Genomic DNA, 17,107 nt, shown 5'->3' with positions numbered 1-17,107 from the left:
AAGGTTTTTACAACTCAAATTTGTTAAGCCATATTGGACACTGCGGCGGTTTGAATTTCAAAGTAATTATAGGGAATCAAAAGGGAAAATATTTGGGGGAATATATGAGAAAGGACAACCCACGTTGATTAGCTGAGCTATACAGCAAGGTAATCAAGCATGAGTCGTAGATACAAGTCTGGGGGTTAAGCGCTCGCCGCTTGTTCCCAATCCGTCAGCAATTTCATGATTACGCGTGAGTTTTGGTGAGTTGCCATTGGCGCAGCAAGTTCCTTGTTACCTTGCTCAACCGCTTGACGGATATTGCGCACTTGATAATGGAAGCCATCGCCTTGCGCTTCAACTTTCACTTCACGCTTCGACGTTTCATAGATCTCAACCGTGAATTTGTTTTCTTCAGTCGGTAACCATGGGTTGGTATCGAGCGTGATACAGCCTTTGCTACCTAAAATCGTAAAGCCATGCTTTAAACCGTGATCTTCTGCGGTGTGGATTTGCGCGGTAAAGCTATCATTGAAGCGCATCATCGCTGACGATTCGCAGATATTACCATCGTGACCGCGTCGACCAAGTGCAGAGATCTGTAGGTTTTCAAACATACTCTCGCCAAACTGCTGTTGCGCGACAGAGTGAATCAGAGACATCGGGTAACAACCTAAGTTGTACAATGCGCCTTTACTTTCTGGATTCACAAACTGATCAATCGCCGCGATGTATGACGCTTGAATCGAGCGTACTTCACCAATTTCGCCACTCGCTAACTCTTTATGAAGCGAAGCGATAAGTGGGTGGTTTAGATACATCAAGCCTTCAGCAAAGAAGACACCCGCTTCTTTAACCGCCGCTAGCGCTGCGTCTGTTTTCTCCATATCAACCGACAGCGATTTCTCACACAGAATCGCTTTGCCTTTTTGAGCGGCTTTAATCACGTATTCATGGTGAACGTGGTTTGGTAGCGCAATGTAGATGATATCAACCGACTCATCTTCGATTAGAGCGTCATAGCTATTAAAAGTGACGGTTGGCTGATATTGCGCAGCAAACTCGTTCAGGGTTTTCTCTGTACGCCCTGCAACTGCGTACAACTCACTTTGAGCATCGCCTTTGATTGCATCAGCCATGACACCCGAAATAAAGCTAGTTCCTAGGATTCCCCATTTCATCGCTTACTTCTCCTGCTTCTGAGTTTCAAATGCTTGTACCAGTTCAGTCATATCGGTCTGAATAAAGGCCTGCGTATGAGGCATACCAAAGTGTTGATTGATCGCCTCACGATCAGCGTACTGCTCAAGCAAGATAACTCTATCACTCTGCTTTTCATCATAGGTTGCAATTGCTTGTAAACAACCCGGTTCACTCTGCATGTCTAGGCAGAACTGCTCGATCGCTTCGATGGCTACAGAACGCTCTATGTTTGGCTTTATTCTTAGTTCAGCCGTTACGAAGATAGGATTCGTCATTTTCATCTTTCCACAGTTTTAGATCCTCACCAATATAATTACCCATTAATAATTGATAAACTAACGTTTCGTTTATTGTTTGTAAACTAAGAGTGTTTAATAGGACTTTATCATGGACAAACTGACTAGCATGAAAGTGTTCGCTTATGTGGTGGAGCACGGCAGCTTCCGACGCGCCGCAGACCACTTTTCCCTCTCAGCAACCATGATCAGCAAACACATTCACTCGTTAGAAGCCGGCCTGAATACCCAACTACTTCATCGCACTACACGCAAACAGTCTTTAACCGACTCCGGCCAGCTCTATTACCGCGAGTGTAAGCGAATATTGGAAGATATCAGTAACGCAGAAAACCTGATTCAGACACTCGAAAACAAGCCCCAAGGAACCGTTAAAATTAATAGCCCCATCACCTATGGAAATAAGGTTTTGGCTCCCATCATTGCCAAGTTCTTGAGCCAGCATCCTAGTATTAACGTTGAACTGATGCTCAACAATGACCTGGTTGACCCTTACTCTACGGATATCGATTTGATTGTGCGTATTGGGAAGCTCACCGATTCTAGTTTGGTTGCTCGTCATCTGGGCGATTATGAGATGATTTATGCCGTTTCCCCCTGCTATCTAGACAACCATCCTAAGATTGAATCGGTCGATGACTTAGCTAACCACCCATCTTTAGGTTTTAGTTACTCTAGCCGCGGTGATAGCCAAACCAAGCAGACTGCAATTCATTCTGGAACCTCTGACCACGTTCGATTGCATTCAAACAACGGGGATGTACTTCGCTATGCGGCTTTGCAAGGAGTAGGTGTGTTACTTCAACCTCGAATTTTGGTTGAAGAGGAGTTAGAAAAAGGCACATTGAAAGAGATTTTGCCAGGACACACGCCCAAACCAAAACCGGTTCACCTGCTGTACAAAACTAAACAACTCTCTTTGAAAAATAGAACTTTTGTCGATTTTTTGCTGAGCGAGTTAGACCTAACCTAATAGTTCCTTTATGCGCAGCGTTAAAACATCACGGACCTCCAGTGGCGTAGACTGATGAACAACACAGTGTGAACATTGATTAAACACCATGAAGTGATGCAGTTCTTGTACTAAGGCTTCAACAAACACCTCAAGCTGTTTGACTTTACTTTCGAGCACTAGATTATTGATGTGTAAGCACCCTTGTTTACGGTCAACTTTGCAATCCATGCGCGCTACCAACTCGCCCTGCCACAGCAAAGGCAAGCTAAAATAGCCATATTGACGCTTGGCCTCTGGGACATAACATTCGATCAGATAATCAAAGTTGAACAGGGCATTCATTCGCTTTCTTTGAATCAGAAGATTGTCAAACGGCGATAAGATTTTGAGCTTACCTCGGCTCAATGGTCGTTTAAGCAGGTCGATTGAGTGTGGAAGTAAATAGTAAGTTTGCTGATCAATGGCAACCTCTATCACCTCGCCCTCCTCCAGCATCTGCTGTAAGACTTGGTTAAGCAGCGGCTTGACATTCTTCAGTAGGTAACTCATTTCCGAAACGAGCCCCACTCCATTCGCCTGCAAAAATTGGACGATCAGATAACGAGCGTATTCGAACTCGCTGGGCACGCTGGTATCAATGTGGCTAGGAACGACGCGCTCGGTTAAATCATACACCTTGTGAAAATTAACTCGCTTGGGCACCATCAAGTCGCCCTGCATGAATAGGGTTTCCAACGCTTGTTTAGCAGGCTTACCGCCCCACCCACCTTTGTTGGCACGTTCACCCTCAAAATCTTTAGCCATTAACGGACCTTCTTGCTCAATTCGTTTGAGTACATTGTCCATCAAGCTTTGATCTTTCTTATACCAGTGTTTCAACTGTCCGGTTTTAAAGCCGTTTTTACGATACAGGCTGTAGCGATAATCGCGCATTGGTAAATAAGCGGCAGCGTGCGACCAATATTCAAAGATCTGCTTTTGTTCGAGCAGTACATCAAGATCTTTAGGTTGATAGCGAGCATTTCGATTCCAAAGCGTATGGTGGTGAGCACGCTGGATCACTGAAATAGTATCAATTTGGATATAGCCGAGGTGTTCAATGGCTGACAAAGTGGCTGATTTCGAGGGCTGTTTGACCTGCTTAGGTGGCAACAGTTGAGAATGCAGAATAATTTTTCGCGCTTGAGCAAGAGACAGCGAATCCATAAAGATCCTGAGAGTAATGAAGGGAATAAAAATAGCCTATCGATTCATATGTTTGCTGTAAAACGACGTAGTCACAAAACAGCAAACACTCTCAATAGGCTATGCAGATGGTTATTACTCTTGTTCTAGCTCTTCGAGTAAGATCTGTTTATACGTTTCTACCGTTTGTGCACCAGTCACAGCGCTGGTTCGGTTGATCACAACCGTAGGAACAGAAGAGATACCCAATCTTTGCCATTGGAACTCTTGCGCCTCTACTTGCTCGATGTAAGATGCCTGACTCAAACGCTCAAGCGCTTTTTCTGCGTCTAGACCAACTTGTTCTAACTCGGCTTTCACCACATTGAGGTCAGAAAGGTCTTTCTGTTCGCTAAAGTGTGCAGTGAAGAAGCGCAGTTTTAGGTCGGTTTGCTTTCCATGCTCATTCGCATATTCAAGCAATACGTGAAGATGACGGGAGTTGACCATTCTCATTTCATCGTAAAAGTCGAATGTAAAGCCAACCTCTTTACCACGTTCAGCGATATTTAGACGATTTTGCTGACTCTGCTCCGCACTGATTTGGTATTTACGCATCAGGTGCTCACGAAGGTTTTCACCCTCTTGTGGCATGTCTGGGTTTAGCTCAAAAGGCTGCCAAGTAAGCCCAACCTTCTGTTCTAGTCCAAGCTCTTGAATCGCCTTTTCCAAATTCTTGTAACCAACCACGCACCAAGGACACATGACATCGGAAACTACATCTAACTGGATTTTATTACTCATCGTTTTTCACTTAGTACTCTACGTACAGTTATGCTGGTCGAGACAATATAGATAATTATGAACAGTCGTTCAAGTTTAAATGAATTCTAGCTGATATACATCGAGTTACCTTGAAAAGCACCTTAACTACTCTTCGCTTTCTGGCCTTCCTTGAATCAAACTCCCCCCAGTTTGATGTACACCTTTAGTATCATCAGGGTTGTAAAGTTTGCATTTCTCCATCGATAAACAACCACAATAGATACAGCCACTTAACTCATTTTGCAGTGTTTTTAAGCTTTGAATCTTTGCTTCTAACTGCTTGTTCCAATCCAGAGCAAGTTGCTCCCACTCCTCTTTCTTAGGCGCTCGATGAGTGGGCAGCGTTGCTAACGCATCAATGATCTCTTGCAGAGACAGGCCGATATTTTGAGCTGCTTTAATGACTGCAATTCTTCGTAGGATTTGTCGATCAAACTGGCGACGATTCCCTTGATCTCGAGTACTGGTGATAAGCCCTTTCTGCTCATAGAAGTGTAACGTTGGCACACTTACACCAGCTCGCTTAGCCACCTGCCCTACTGTCATATGCATAAATTTTCTCCTAAAAGCCGTTGACCTCAAGTTAACTTTAGGATTTAGAGTAGCTCAAAACGAACACAATTACATGGACAGAGTATGAAAAGTAAAACCCCACCCTACCTTGCAGGACGATTCTTTGATGGCATTAGTTCTGGCCTCTTTATGTTGGCGCTACCCTGGTTGATGCTCAGCCAGCCCGGCCAAGGTGAGTTCGTCGCGCTCACGGCACTGGCTTGTACCCTCACTACTTTCTGTTCAACACCCTATTTCTCAGCTTTGATCGACAGACATTCACGCAAAAACATCTTGGTATGGATGCAGGTCATTCAATTTATGACGGCATTTTTGGTCGCTTTCATCTACGTTATCGGCTGGGGAAGCCTATGGGTGTTAGGGGTCGCGCAACTGATCTTTTGGGTATCGAGTAACTTAGCTTGGCACACCAATAATGCGTTTACTCAAGAAAACTACGACCAAACGGAGTATGCGAAGATCTCAAGTTATCAAGAGGTTGTCATGCAATCGACGACGCTAGGCGCTGGCGCTCTGGGAGTGATTCTGCTGGAACAGTGGAGCATTATTGAGTTTGGGTTGTTTGCAGGCATCGCCTCTTTGTTAGCTACCTTTAGTTACCTGCTGACCCCTTACCAAAGTCGTATAAAATCATCAGTTCGTACACCATTCAAACAACAACTGATTGAGATAAAGACACTGGTTGTTCAATCTCCTTCATTCTTTGCCTTTTTAATGGCGTCGTGTCTCTCTTATCCAGTGCTTACTTTTCTAAGTCGTCTGGTTCCAATCTGGTTCTCTGAAATCGACATCACTGGCGATTGGTTAGCCCTCTACAACATAGCTTTAGGAGTAGGAGCTTTGGTTATTGGTTTGTTGATACCTAAAATACTCAACATGGTTTCTCATCAAACCATCATGCAACTGTCGATGCTGATCATAGGCTTAACCTTAGTCGCCATCGGCCAGCTCAGCGATCCGGTTTATATCATCGCGCTAACCTTAGCACTGGGGGCGTTCAATGCTCTCAATCGAATCGCAAGAACTAACTGGATGCACCATTCCGTGGATATGGCTCATCGAGGACGCGTTGATGGTGGCTTAACCTTATTCGCCACTATGACGCAAAGCTTAAGTTACGTGCTGATCGCCTTCTTAGCTTCAACTGATGCGATTGTGTACGGGTTTGTGATTGTGGGAATCATTGTACTAGCCGCAGCACTTTGGATGACACAGTTTGTTAAGCAGATTAGCCCAGAGTGCACCTTGTCTAATCAGTGTGTTTGAGGTCTACAAGGAATGCGCAATAAAAAACCAGCTCATATAGGGAGCTGGTTTTCGATGCATAAGTAAGGAGTTGAATGAATTAGCTGAGAAGCTTTTCAATCACTTGGAAAACACCCGCTTCTTTATTGCTTGGCGCACTGAAACGCGCAATCTCTTTCAATTGGGGGTGTGCGTTGTCCATCGCATACGAGTGGTAGCTCTCTTTAAGCATCTCGTAATCGTTGAGGTAATCACCAAAGCTCATCGTCTGTTCGTATGTGAAGCCCAAGGTATTCTGTAGATGTTTGATCGCCGCACCTTTTGAGGCTTCCGCATTCATTACATCCAGCCAGATTTTAGCACTCACCACGACTTGAAAATCTTGACCAAACTTCTCTTTAATCAAAGGGTTAACAAATTCTTGCGAGCCACCGAAATGACAAATCGCAACTTTGATGAATTCATCGTCAACCGTCAGTAGATCATCCACCAGCTCACAGCGGTGGTAGTATTTTGCAAATTCAGTTGTCGCTTGCTCGTCTTGCGTTTCAATATACGCAGATTTCTTACCGCAAAGAACTAAATGAGCGCCGTCAATTTTGCGCGCCTCTTTGATGATCGCTTGAATCGATGCTTTATCTATCGTACAGCTATAGAGTTCTTCACCGTTATGCATCACGAGTGTGCCGTTTTCAGCAACAAACATCATACGATCTTTAATCGGAGCAAAGGTCTCCATCAAGCTGTAGTACTGACGACCAGAAGCCGCGGCAAACATAATATCTTGCGTTTCTAGCTTCTCATACAGGTCAAAAAATGCGGGATCGAGCTTACCGTGCTCGTTGAGTAGAGTGCCGTCCATATCAGCAGCGATAAATTTAATGTTGTGGTGTGGCATCTTCAAAACTTACCTATTAGTGAGAATTTAGCTAGATCCGTTACTGTGTATAACGTTCTACGTTCAATTATATCGCTAGAGTGACCTTTGAGTGCAATGCTTATTTTCGAACTCTAATAAATCAATTCAAATGTGATTCAAACGCAAAATCGAGATCACCGACATGTCACTTTGAATGACTAGACCCTACATACAAGAGATGAACGAACTCCCTAAAGGCTATACGCTCCATGACCTCTATCACTTTATTTGACAACTATAACCATGATTCTGGCCATTACTTCGACCTTATTTTGCATAATTACCATAAAGTTTCTCATCACTCTTGCCAATTTAGCGCGCCATCGGGTTCACATTACGCCTAAAGCTTCACTGAACAGAGCGAAATGGCCAACCGTGTCCATTATTATCCCTGCGAGAAATGAAGAAGATAATATTGAAACTAGCCTCAGTTCGCTAATGAAGCAGAATTATCCAAAAGACAAGTTTGAAATCATTGTTGTTGATGATTTTTCTACGGATTCCACAAGAGCGGTTGTTGATAGGTTAATCGAGACATCGAGTGTTAACGTTCGTTGTATAACAGGGAGAAAGTTACCACCCAATTGGCTAGGGAAAAGCAACGCTTGCATGGTCGGTTCACAGCAAGCAACAGGTGAGTATTTATATTTTATCGATGCTGATACACATTCGGACCCCTTGATGCTACAGAGTGTTGTAGATTTCGCTTCAAGACACAAAACGGATTTACTATCGTTCAATCCTAGACAAGCATTTACATCAACGGTTGAGAAGATCACTTTACCCGGGATATTTCTTTCCATTGCGTCTTACATGAACTTCAAAAACGCGAACGACAAGCTGAAAGAAGAAGCTATTGCGAATGGCCAAGCTATGCTCTTCACACGAAAGTCATACGATGCTGTAGGTGGACATAGTGCAGTAGCAAGCGAAATATCCGAAGACATCGCTTTTGCAAAACTCATGAAGACAAATGGTTTTAAAACATTTTGGGCTTTTGCAGACAAGCTCATGAGCACTCATATGTATTCAGACCTTGGTTCGATTTGGGCAGGCTTCTCCAAAAATATGAATCTAATTGTAAATTGCCAATCAAGATTACAAGTACTTGGTGCATTCATCAAAACAAATATCATTGCATGGGCTGCACCAGTAATGCTGCTTATATCAACTCACTATTTCATCGGAGATCCTTCATCAATCAATATCTATTCACTAACGATAAATGCTTTGATGTTGCTGGCTTCTATTATCACTTATCTTATTTTGGTCAAAGAACTCTTTATACCAACTCGCTATGCACTAACTGTCCCTTTCGGGGTTTCGTTACAAAGCTTATTAATTCTCAACAGCTATCGCTTAGCAAAAGACAATAAAATCACTTGGAAAGGGCGCTCACTGTCATGATAAACAAGATTCTAACATTCATTATTATTGCGACGTCTTTTTCAGTTTTAGCGTCAGACGCAAATGACTGGAAGCTCGTGCATGATAAAAAAGGCATCAAAGTCTACAATCGAAAAATTGAAGGTAACGACTTTAAGGAGTTTCGTGCAGAAGCGGATATACAAGCCAACCTTACCTCAATCATCGCGTTGTTTAGCGATACCTCAGTAGGTACTCAGTGGGTAGAAAACATAGATGAAATGGAAGAGTTAGCACATTTAAGCGAATCACACACTGTTACGAAGACATATACAAAAGCGCCTTGGCCCGTATCGGATCGTGAAGCCATTGTTGAAAATTTTATCGAGCAAGATCCCGACACACTAATCGTGACCATTACTCAACACGGTAGACCCAATTATCAACCGAATGACAATAAAAACATCGTTAGAGTGGCTTATTTGGAGTCGCGATGGGTTCTCACACCTTTAGACAACGAGACAACTCATATCTCTTATCAAGTGTTGAGTGACCCAGGAGGATCTATCCCATCTTGGCTAATCAATATGGTCGCTGTGTCTCAACCTTCCAAGACGCTTCTTGGTCTGTCTAAGATGTTGGATACATATGCATACTCTGATCGTAAACTTGATTTCATCAAAAACTATAAATAAATACAACAAACTCTCCAGAGGTATTCACTATGAAAATAAGACACACTCTCTGCACTGCAGTCTTACTGACAATATCGAGTGCAGCATTTGCCAATCAAATTATTGTTGATACTAAAGGCATCGATGAAACACAATATCATGCTGACCTATATGAATGTGAACAATATGCTCAACAAATCAAGCCTGAGGAAGTTGATTCTCTTGGAAAAGACATTGTTGGTTCAACAACGAAAGGAGCTGCTCTTGGTGCTGTTGGTGGAGCCGTTTCGGGGGGCAGCGGACACGATGGTGCGAAAATAGGTGCAGGAATCGGTATTATCAGCGGCGCTTTAAAACATGGTGCACAAAAGAGACACTCTGCCGAGCTATCAGAGCAGCAAAAATTTCAAGTTAATCGCAATTGCATGATAAATAGAGGCTATACAGTCCTAAATTAAGCAAAAATAATTTCACGTTGACTGATACAATAAACATGCTTACTATTAATCGTCTTTTAACGATTAGTAGTAAGCGAAACATCACCATGACAGCACAATGCGAAGCAAAGGGTAACTGCGGTACGCTACCACCTGGTAACAGTGAAGCGGAACAAGAGATGGCAGCCCTAGCCAAAGCACTTGCTCATCCTGCAAGAATACGTATTTTGAGTATTCTCTCTGCTTTAGAGAAGGCCGGTGGTTGTTTGAATAGTGACTTGGTTAGCGAATTGGGTCTGGCTCAATCGACGGTTTCTGAACACCTAAGAATTCTGAAAGCCAGTGGTTTTATTACAGCGGAATCCATCCCACCAAAGATGTGTTACCGCATTGACCGCGACAATATTCAGCGCTTTGAATCTATCTTTAATAACATATTGAAGTAACAGCCATTATTGGCTAGAAAACAACGATCACACTAAGCGACAGACCGAAATATAGCCTGTTCCCATTAGTGTGTTTTTTTGCCTCAATTAATCGTCTTTCGACGATTATCGATAAAATAGAGAGAATTGTATGAAACCGAAGTTGAGTTTTCTAGATCGCTACTTAACACTCTGGATCTTCATCGCCATGGGACTGGGTGTCCTTCTGGGTATTATGTTTCCACAAATTGAACAGTGGAACGAATCGATGTCAGTAGGCAGCACCAATATTCCATTGGCCATTGGTCTGATCCTAATGATGTATCCGCCACTGGCTAAGGTAAACTACAGCCTATTGGGTACAGTGGTTAAAGATAAACAAGCGATCAAACTGTCACTCATCATGAACTGGATTGTTGGTCCAATCTTGATGTTTGTTCTCGCAATTACATTCTTGGGTGACCACCCAGGTTACATGGTTGGCGTTATCCTAATCGGCCTTGCTCGCTGTGTAGCAATGGTGTTGGTTTGGAATGACATCGGTGGCGGTAACAAAGAGTACGGTGCGGCTTTGGTTGCTCTCAACAGCGCTTTCCAAGTTGTGAGCTACAGCTTTATGGCTTGGCTATTCATCAGCGTGTTGCCACCTGTGTTTGGTTACGAAGGTATGATGGTTGATATCTCTATGATTGATATCGCCCATAGTGTACTGATCTACTTGGGTATCCCGTTCTTAGCAGGTTTCCTAAGCCGTAAGATCTTGGTTTCGATGAAAGGTGAACAGTGGTACACAGAGGTGTTCATTCCACGCATTTCTCCAATGACTTTGATTGCACTACTAGCAACCATTGTTCTGATGTTCAGCCTGAAAGGTGAGATGATTGTTGAACTGCCAATGGATGTCCTGTTAATCGCGATTCCGCTGACAATTTACTTCACTGTGATGTTCTTTATCAGCTTCTTTATCGGTAAAAAGATGGGCATCGATTACGACAAGAACGCATCGATCGCTTTCACAGCAACGGGTAATAACTTTGAATTGGCGATCGCAGTCTCTATCGCGGTGTTCGGCATTAACTCTGACCAAGCATTCGCAGGCGTTATTGGCCCACTAATCGAAGTGCCCGTTCTGATTTACCTAGTAAACGTCGCTCTGAAAATGAAAGACAAGTATTACTCAGGTCAAACAGTAAAAACGCTTAACTAGTGTGAGCGTATACAACCACTGTTGATACAGAAACCAAAGGCTCATTCCGAAAGGTATGAGCCTTTTTAATTTCCGAACATCATTCAACAGCTGCACAGACATTTAATCTAGCAGGCTCTTCAAACAACGCTCTAACTATATTTAGGACTGGGCTGCACGACATTTAGTACATTCTGTTCATTACCAGGGTAACCTTGGGTGCAATTTAAACAGGCGTTTGATTATATTTCGGTCATCAAGGCAGTAACGTCACAAAATCAAACTCTCAGCTTGTCGTACCAGTTGTGCATTACCGCTCATACGAGTAGCTTTACCGCAAAGTGAACATTCGAAACTGTTATCGAAACAATCATCGAAATAACCATCCTTCTTTCATATGAGCTTCATTTGTGATCAAAGTTGCGCTAATTAACAATAAAATCTCGTTCTATTAACAAATATATGCTCAAACGCTCATTTTTAATGTTCGTTTGTTTTCGGGTTCGCAAATATATGCACAATACACGTGCTAGACAAGCAAACTAACAAGGACTCGAACAATGACAATAAAAAAACACCCCTCTCTATTCGGCGAATGCTTAGCAGAATTTATAGGGACAGGACTACTTATTTTCTTCGGTGTAGGCTGTGTAGCTGCACTCGTACTAACTGGCGCAGCATTTGGCCAATGGGAAATCAGTATTGTATGGGGCTTCGGCGTGACCATCGCAATTTACTGTACTGCTGGCGTATCTGGTGCACACATTAACCCTGCGGTTACTATCGCACTGGCTATGTTCCACGGATTTGATAAGGCGAAGGTTGTGCCTTACATCATCTCTCAACTACTTGGTGCATTTTGCTCAGCAGCGCTGGTATACACGCTATACAGCAACTTGTTTACTGACTACGAAATCGCAAATAACTTCGTACGTAGCAGCCAAGACGCTCTTGCAACAGCTGGTATTTTCTCAACTTACCCACACGCTTCCCTCTCTTTCTTTGGCGCTTTTGCTGTGGAATTTGTGATTACCGCTGTTCTAATGTTTGCCATTCTTGCGCTTGGCGATGAAAACAACGGCGCGTCTCGCGGTGCAATGAACCCACTGCTTATCGGTATTCTGATTGCTGTGATTGGTGGCTCTTTAGGTCCACTAACAGGTTTCGCGATGAACCCAGCACGTGACTTCGGTCCTAAGCTATTCGCTTACTTTGCAGGTTGGGACTACGCACTGAGCGGTGCTCGTGACATCCCTTACTTTATTGTTCCAATTCTGGCTCCTATTGCTGGCGCGTGTTTTGGTGGTTGGTTATATCCGAAAGCCATTTCTGCATACCTACCTGCAACGGGCCAAGGTTGTACTATCCCAAATCAATGTGAAACAGAAGAAGAAGCTGAACAAGCTCGTGCTTAATCCCTAAGCCTTCCAACATTTACTAAAATATAGATAACGAAATAAAAAGGATTCTTACCATGACCGAGCAAAAATACATTGTGGCGCTAGACCAAGGCACAACCAGCTCTCGCGCTGTTATCCTCGACCATGATGCGAACATTGTTAGCTCTTCTCAACGAGAGTTTACTCAAATCTATCCAAAAGCAGGCTGGGTAGAGCACGATCCAATGGAGATTTGGGCAACACAAAGTTCCACTCTGGTTGAAGCACTAGCGAAAGCAGGCATCCGCAGTGACGAACTAGCTGGTATCGGTATCACCAACCAACGTGAAACAACGATTGTTTGGAACAAAGAAACCGGTAAACCAGTTTACAACGCGATTGTATGGCAATGTCGTCGTACTGCTGATATCTGTGAAGAGCTAAAAGCACGTGGCCTAGAGGATTACGTACGTGACAATACAGGTTTAGTCCTTGACCCGTACTTCTCAGGTACCAAAGTTAAATGGATTCTAGACAACGTTGAAGGCGCTCGCGAAGACGCTGAAGCGGGCAAGCTACTGTTCGGTACTGTTGATACATGGCTAGTGTGGAAGATGACTCAAGGCCGTGTTCACGTCACTGATTACACTAACGCATCACGTACTATGTTGTTCAACATCAACGACCTATGTTGGGACGGAAAACTACTAGATGAGATGGGTATCCCAGCATCAATGATGCCTGAAGTGAAACGCTCTTCTGAGGTTTATGGTCAAACTAACTTAGGTGGTAAAGGCGGTACTCGTATCCCAATCGCAGGTATCGCGGGTGACCAACAAGCGGCACTATACGGCCAAATGTGTGTTGAAGCGGGTCAAGCGAAGAACACTTACGGCACGGGTTGTTTCCTTCTGATGAACACAGGCCAAGAGAAAGTAACATCGAAAAACGGCCTACTAACGACACTTGCATGTGGTCCGAAAGGCGAACCTGCTTACGCACTAGAAGGTGCGGTATTCATGGGTGGCGCATCAATTCAATGGCTACGTGACGAAATGAAGCTACTGGCTGATGCGAAAGACTCTGAGTACTTCGCAACAAAAGTAGATACATCGAACGGTGTTTACGTTGTTCCTGCATTTACTGGTCTAGGCGCACCATACTGGGATGCTTACGCTCGCGGTACTATTGTAGGTCTAACTCGCGGTGTTAACTCTAACCACATCATTCGTGCGACGCTAGAAGGCATCGCTTACCAGACTCGCGACGTACTAGACGCAATGCAAGCGGATTCTGGCATCAAGCTAGCAAACCTACGTGTTGATGGCGGCGCGGTAGCGAACAACTTCTTAATGCAGTTCCAATCTGACGTTCTGGATACAGAAGTTCACCGTCCTGAAGTCACCGAAGTGACAGCACTAGGTGCAGCTTACCTTGCCGGCCTTGCCGTTGGCTTCTGGGACAGCATCGATGAGCTTCAAGACAAAGCCGTTCTTGATCGTACATTCGAACCGCACCATGACGAAGAGAAACGTAACCGTCGCTACAAAGGCTGGAAACGTGCAATCAAGTGTGCACAAGTATGGTCTGAACTTCATGATGATGAAGAAAACGAAGATTAATTCGTTATAAATCGGGTGTGATTTAACCAAAATCACCAAACGAAACTCAAAAGAGCACGCCTGTCGTGCTCTTTTTGCGTTTTAGCCCCGATAACTCAGCATAGAAACTTCTCACATCGCGCCAATTCGCGCACAATAGAGCGAGTATATATTTTCGAAATTGGTGTTCTAGAGCGAGATCTAGGCACATGGGAGCAGTAAGTGAAGCAGATACCAAGGCACCAGCAGATTGTCGATCTGGTGAAAACACAGGGATACGTCAGCACAGACGAACTGGTTGAGAAGTTTGATGTAAGCCCACAAACCATTCGACGCGACCTTAATGAGCTCGCAGACAGCAACAAAATCCGCCGCTACCACGGTGGTGCCACTATCCCTTTAAGCTCTGAAAATACCTCTTACAACACGCGTAAGACACTCAATTTCAATGAAAAAGACGTCATTGCTGACGAGGTAGTCAAACACATTCCAGATGGCGCCACTCTATTTATTGATATCGGAACGACACCGGAAGCCGTCGCCCGCGCCCTCAATAAAAACCACAAACAGCTGCGTGTTGTTACAAACAACATCAATGTCGCGACCATCTTGCTGGCAAACCCTGAAATCAAGGTAATCCTCGCTGGCGGAGAAGTGCGCAATAAAGATGGTGGAATCATGGGTGAAGCAACGCTCGATTTCGTGAAGCAGTTCCGCTTAGACTTCGGTATCCTAGGTATCAGTGGCATTGACTTCGACGGCTCACTGCTCGATTTTGACTACCATGAAGTGCGAGTAAAACAGGCCATCATCGAGAATAGTCGTAGCATTTTCATTGCTGTCGACCACTCAAAGTTTGGTCGTAACGCGATGGTGAAATTAGGCAATATTAACCAAGCACACATGGTTTTCACCAACCAACAGCCGCCAGAAGAGATCCACACTATTCTCAAAGAAGCTGAAATCCCACTGGAAGTAATTGAAACACGCTCAACGCCTTCAGAATAGGCATTGATTTCGCGAACCTATCATTTTCACTCAGATATGTTCGCTTACGCAAAAAACCAATCTATACTTTAATCAATTGTTAATAAAAACCTCTATTCAATATCGAATAGAGGTTTTTTTATGTTCAAATCACATTAAACGCTCATAAACGAAAATAAATAGTGACCAAAAACGAAAGTTAAAGTAGGATTGAATGAGTTTCAAAAATGCTCGTTCGCTCACCAAGAGGTCAAAATCATGAGTGCTCAACAACATAATACAAATAATGGTTCATCCTCCACTTTAGATTTGATCGTTATCGGTGGTGGAATTAATGGCGCAGGTATCGCAGCCGATGCAGCAGGACGTGGTCTAACGGTAGGCTTGTACGAAGCGAGCGACTACGCATCAGCAACGTCATCAGCAAGTTCAAAACTCATTCACGGTGGCTTGCGTTACCTAGAACACTACGAGTTTCGTTTAGTATCAGAAGCGCTAGCAGAACGTGAAGTTCTGTTAAGAAAAGCGCCACACATCGCGCGACCAATGCGTTTTCGTTTACCGCATCGCCCATTCTTGCGCCCAGCGTGGATGATTCGCTGTGGCCTATTCCTTTACGATAACTTGGGTAAACGAACCACACTTCCAGCAAGTAAGACAGTTAACTTAGCGCAATCAGGTCTACTAAAACCCGAAATGAAAGTCGGGTTCGAATACTCAGACTGCTGGGTAGATGATGCTCGAATGGTTCTATTGAATGTGCTTGCCGCGAAAGAAAATGGCGCAGAAACTCGTAACTACTGTCGCGTAGAAGCAGCACGCAGAGAAGGCGGCGTATGGGTAGTAACGATTCGCGACGTGATGACAAATCAAACATTTGAACGCAAAGCCAAAGCCCTAGTGAACGCCGCTGGCCCTTGGGTAAAACAGTTCTTTGATGATGGTCTTGAACAAGAATCACCGCGTAATATTCGCCTAATCAAGGGATCACACATTGTTGTGCCACGTATTCACGACGAGCCTCAAGCGTACATTCTTCAAAACAAAGATAATCGAATCGTCTTCATGATCCCTTATCTAGACAAGTTCTCGATCATCGGGACAACAGATGTTGAATACAAAGGTGATCCTCGCGAAGTTGCAATCTCAGATGATGAAGTCGATTACCTAATCGATATTGTTAACCAGCACTTTGTTCAGCAGCTAACTACCGAAGATGTGGTTTGGACATACAGCGGCGTGAGACCACTTTGTGATGACGAGTCTGACTCACCACAGGCGATCACGCGTGACTACACGCTAGAGCTTAATGCTGAACTTGATCAAGCGCCACTGCTTTCAGTATTTGGTGGCAAGCTCACTACTTACCGCAAGCTTGGTGAAGCTGCATTGAAAAAGCTAGAGCCATTCCTACCTAATATGGGGCCAGCATGGACTGCAACCGATACGCTACCAGGCGGTAACTTTAGCTGCAGTCGTGAGCAGCTAGCTGAGATGATGAACTCTAAGTATCCTTGGGCTTCAAAAGGTCTACTGCTTCGCTACATCACGCAGTTTGGTACGCAAACCTGGGATCTACTCGATGGTGCTACTTGTGAAGAAGATCTTGGCAAGAAGTTCTCGTCGGAGGCGCATGGTGTTTATCAACGTGAAATCGACTACTTGATCACACAAGAGATGTCTCAAACTTCAGAAGACATGTTATGGCGCCGAACCAAACTTGGCTTATACATGAGCGAAGAAGAGCAACAAATGGTCACGGACTACTTAAAGACGACACTTGAGCAAAAAGTGGTGAGTTTTTCTCAAGTGAGCTAATAGCACCTAGCTAATTCGAACAACCAAAAGCTTAGTCTTCCCCCGGCTAAGCTTTTTTATTTTCAACAAAACC

At 44.0% G+C, this 17,107-nt stretch carries 17 protein-coding genes; 11 read left to right on the top strand and 6 right to left on the bottom strand.

Features of this window, described 5'->3' with window-relative positions; all coding sequences use genetic code 11:
* Positions 1-185: 185 nt before the first annotated feature.
* Positions 186-1,163 (bottom strand): Gfo/Idh/MocA family protein, encoded by a 978-nt coding sequence (locus tag AC6I7V_RS17770; protein WP_498011762.1) that lies wholly within the window; start codon positions 1,161-1,163, stop codon positions 186-188.
* Between the two features lie 3 nt (positions 1,164-1,166).
* Positions 1,167-1,466 (bottom strand): putative quinol monooxygenase, encoded by a 300-nt coding sequence (locus AC6I7V_RS17765; RefSeq protein ID WP_498011761.1) that lies wholly within the window; start codon positions 1,464-1,466, stop codon positions 1,167-1,169.
* A gap of 106 nt (positions 1,467-1,572) precedes the next feature.
* Between AC6I7V_RS17765 and AC6I7V_RS17760 the strand changes: the two genes are divergently transcribed.
* A complete protein-coding gene (locus tag AC6I7V_RS17760) occupies positions 1,573-2,454 on the top strand; it encodes a LysR substrate-binding domain-containing protein (RefSeq protein ID WP_498011760.1) in 882 nt (293 codons plus the stop codon).
* Here the strand turns inward: AC6I7V_RS17760 and AC6I7V_RS17755 are convergent.
* From AC6I7V_RS17755 to soxR, 3 genes are all read right to left on the bottom strand, one after another.
* The gene (locus tag AC6I7V_RS17755; RefSeq protein WP_498011759.1) at positions 2,446-3,642 is read right to left on the bottom strand and encodes a winged helix-turn-helix domain-containing protein; all 1,197 of its coding nucleotides are present in this window, start codon (positions 3,640-3,642) and stop codon (positions 2,446-2,448) included. The genes AC6I7V_RS17760 and AC6I7V_RS17755 overlap by 9 nt on opposite strands.
* A 114-nt stretch (positions 3,643-3,756) precedes the next feature.
* Entirely contained in the window at positions 3,757-4,404 is a 648-nt protein-coding gene (locus AC6I7V_RS17750) for a DsbA family oxidoreductase (protein WP_498011758.1), read from the bottom strand.
* Positions 4,405-4,530: 126 nt separating this feature from the next.
* Entirely contained in the window at positions 4,531-4,977 is a 447-nt protein-coding gene (soxR, locus tag AC6I7V_RS17745) for a redox-sensitive transcriptional activator SoxR (RefSeq protein ID WP_255232187.1), read from the bottom strand.
* Between the two features lie 84 nt (positions 4,978-5,061).
* Here soxR and AC6I7V_RS17740 point away from each other — a divergent pair, with 84 nt between their 5' ends.
* Positions 5,062-6,264 carry an MFS transporter gene (locus AC6I7V_RS17740; protein ID WP_498011757.1) on the top strand — a complete coding sequence of 401 codons (1,203 nt, stop codon included), beginning with the start codon at positions 5,062-5,064 and terminating at the stop codon, positions 6,262-6,264.
* A gap of 79 nt (positions 6,265-6,343) precedes the next feature.
* Here AC6I7V_RS17740 and AC6I7V_RS17735 read toward each other — a convergent pair whose 3' ends face one another.
* Positions 6,344-7,141, bottom strand: a complete 798-nt coding sequence (locus AC6I7V_RS17735) for a Cof-type HAD-IIB family hydrolase (protein ID WP_498011756.1) — start codon at positions 7,139-7,141, stop codon at positions 6,344-6,346.
* Positions 7,142-7,405: 264 nt separating this feature from the next.
* Here AC6I7V_RS17735 and AC6I7V_RS17730 point away from each other — a divergent pair, with 264 nt between their 5' ends.
* The 9 genes from AC6I7V_RS17730 (at position 7,406) to glpD (ending at position 17,034) form a co-directional block, all read left to right on the top strand.
* Entirely contained in the window at positions 7,406-8,569 is a 1,164-nt protein-coding gene (locus tag AC6I7V_RS17730) for a glycosyltransferase family 2 protein (RefSeq protein ID WP_255232190.1), read from the top strand.
* Positions 8,566-9,222, top strand: coding sequence for an START domain-containing protein (locus tag AC6I7V_RS17725; protein ID WP_255232191.1), 657 nt, complete (start codon positions 8,566-8,568; stop codon positions 9,220-9,222). The genes AC6I7V_RS17730 and AC6I7V_RS17725 overlap by 4 nt, the downstream gene beginning before the upstream one ends.
* A gap of 29 nt (positions 9,223-9,251) precedes the next feature.
* Positions 9,252-9,659, top strand: a complete 408-nt coding sequence (locus AC6I7V_RS17720) for a glycine zipper family protein (RefSeq protein WP_498011755.1) — start codon at positions 9,252-9,254, stop codon at positions 9,657-9,659.
* Positions 9,660-9,745: 86 nt separating this feature from the next.
* Positions 9,746-10,084 carry an ArsR/SmtB family transcription factor gene (locus AC6I7V_RS17715; protein WP_032550585.1) on the top strand — a complete coding sequence of 113 codons (339 nt, stop codon included), beginning with the start codon at positions 9,746-9,748 and terminating at the stop codon, positions 10,082-10,084.
* 130 nt (positions 10,085-10,214) lie between these two features.
* Entirely contained in the window at positions 10,215-11,270 is a 1,056-nt protein-coding gene (gene arsB / locus AC6I7V_RS17710; RefSeq protein WP_255232193.1) for an ACR3 family arsenite efflux transporter, read from the top strand.
* 539 nt (positions 11,271-11,809) lie between these two features.
* On the top strand, positions 11,810-12,664 hold the full coding sequence (locus tag AC6I7V_RS17705; protein WP_255232194.1) for an MIP/aquaporin family protein: 855 nt from the start codon (positions 11,810-11,812) through the stop codon (positions 12,662-12,664).
* Positions 12,665-12,723: 59 nt separating this feature from the next.
* Complete coding sequence (gene glpK / locus AC6I7V_RS17700) at positions 12,724-14,250, top strand: glycerol kinase GlpK (RefSeq protein WP_498011754.1); 1,527 nt, start codon at positions 12,724-12,726, stop codon at positions 14,248-14,250.
* A gap of 201 nt (positions 14,251-14,451) precedes the next feature.
* Positions 14,452-15,237, top strand: a complete 786-nt coding sequence (locus tag AC6I7V_RS17695) for a DeoR/GlpR family transcriptional regulator (protein WP_372067361.1) — start codon at positions 14,452-14,454, stop codon at positions 15,235-15,237.
* Between the two features lie 237 nt (positions 15,238-15,474).
* Positions 15,475-17,034, top strand: a complete 1,560-nt coding sequence (gene glpD / locus AC6I7V_RS17690) for a glycerol-3-phosphate dehydrogenase (protein WP_498011753.1) — start codon at positions 15,475-15,477, stop codon at positions 17,032-17,034.
* Positions 17,035-17,107 lie beyond the last annotated feature (73 nt).

The sequence above is a fragment of the Vibrio sp. KUL70 genome (assembly GCF_059725515.1).
This window is presented reverse-complemented; position numbering and strand designations above follow the sequence as displayed.

Coding starts and splice junctions, on each gene's coding strand:
- AC6I7V_RS17740 (WP_498011757.1), top strand. CDS start 5,062: ATGAAAAGTAAAACCCCACCCTACCTTGCAGGACGATTCTTTGATGGC.
- glpK (WP_498011754.1), top strand. CDS start 12,724: ATGACCGAGCAAAAATACATTGTGGCGCTAGACCAAGGCACAACCAGC.
- AC6I7V_RS17770 (WP_498011762.1), bottom strand. CDS start 1,163: ATGAAATGGGGAATCCTAGGAACTAGCTTTATTTCGGGTGTCATGGCT.
- AC6I7V_RS17725 (WP_255232191.1), top strand. CDS start 8,566: ATGATAAACAAGATTCTAACATTCATTATTATTGCGACGTCTTTTTCA.
- AC6I7V_RS17750 (WP_498011758.1), bottom strand. CDS start 4,404: ATGAGTAATAAAATCCAGTTAGATGTAGTTTCCGATGTCATGTGTCCT.
- AC6I7V_RS17765 (WP_498011761.1), bottom strand. CDS start 1,466: ATGAAAATGACGAATCCTATCTTCGTAACGGCTGAACTAAGAATAAAG.
- AC6I7V_RS17715 (WP_032550585.1), top strand. CDS start 9,746: ATGACAGCACAATGCGAAGCAAAGGGTAACTGCGGTACGCTACCACCT.
- arsB (WP_255232193.1), top strand. CDS start 10,215: ATGAAACCGAAGTTGAGTTTTCTAGATCGCTACTTAACACTCTGGATC.
- AC6I7V_RS17735 (WP_498011756.1), bottom strand. CDS start 7,141: ATGCCACACCACAACATTAAATTTATCGCTGCTGATATGGACGGCACT.
- AC6I7V_RS17760 (WP_498011760.1), top strand. CDS start 1,573: ATGGACAAACTGACTAGCATGAAAGTGTTCGCTTATGTGGTGGAGCAC.
- AC6I7V_RS17730 (WP_255232190.1), top strand. CDS start 7,406: ATGATTCTGGCCATTACTTCGACCTTATTTTGCATAATTACCATAAAG.
- soxR (WP_255232187.1), bottom strand. CDS start 4,977: ATGCATATGACAGTAGGGCAGGTGGCTAAGCGAGCTGGTGTAAGTGTG.
- glpD (WP_498011753.1), top strand. CDS start 15,475: ATGAGTGCTCAACAACATAATACAAATAATGGTTCATCCTCCACTTTA.
- AC6I7V_RS17720 (WP_498011755.1), top strand. CDS start 9,252: ATGAAAATAAGACACACTCTCTGCACTGCAGTCTTACTGACAATATCG.
- AC6I7V_RS17755 (WP_498011759.1), bottom strand. CDS start 3,642: ATGGATTCGCTGTCTCTTGCTCAAGCGCGAAAAATTATTCTGCATTCT.
- AC6I7V_RS17705 (WP_255232194.1), top strand. CDS start 11,810: ATGACAATAAAAAAACACCCCTCTCTATTCGGCGAATGCTTAGCAGAA.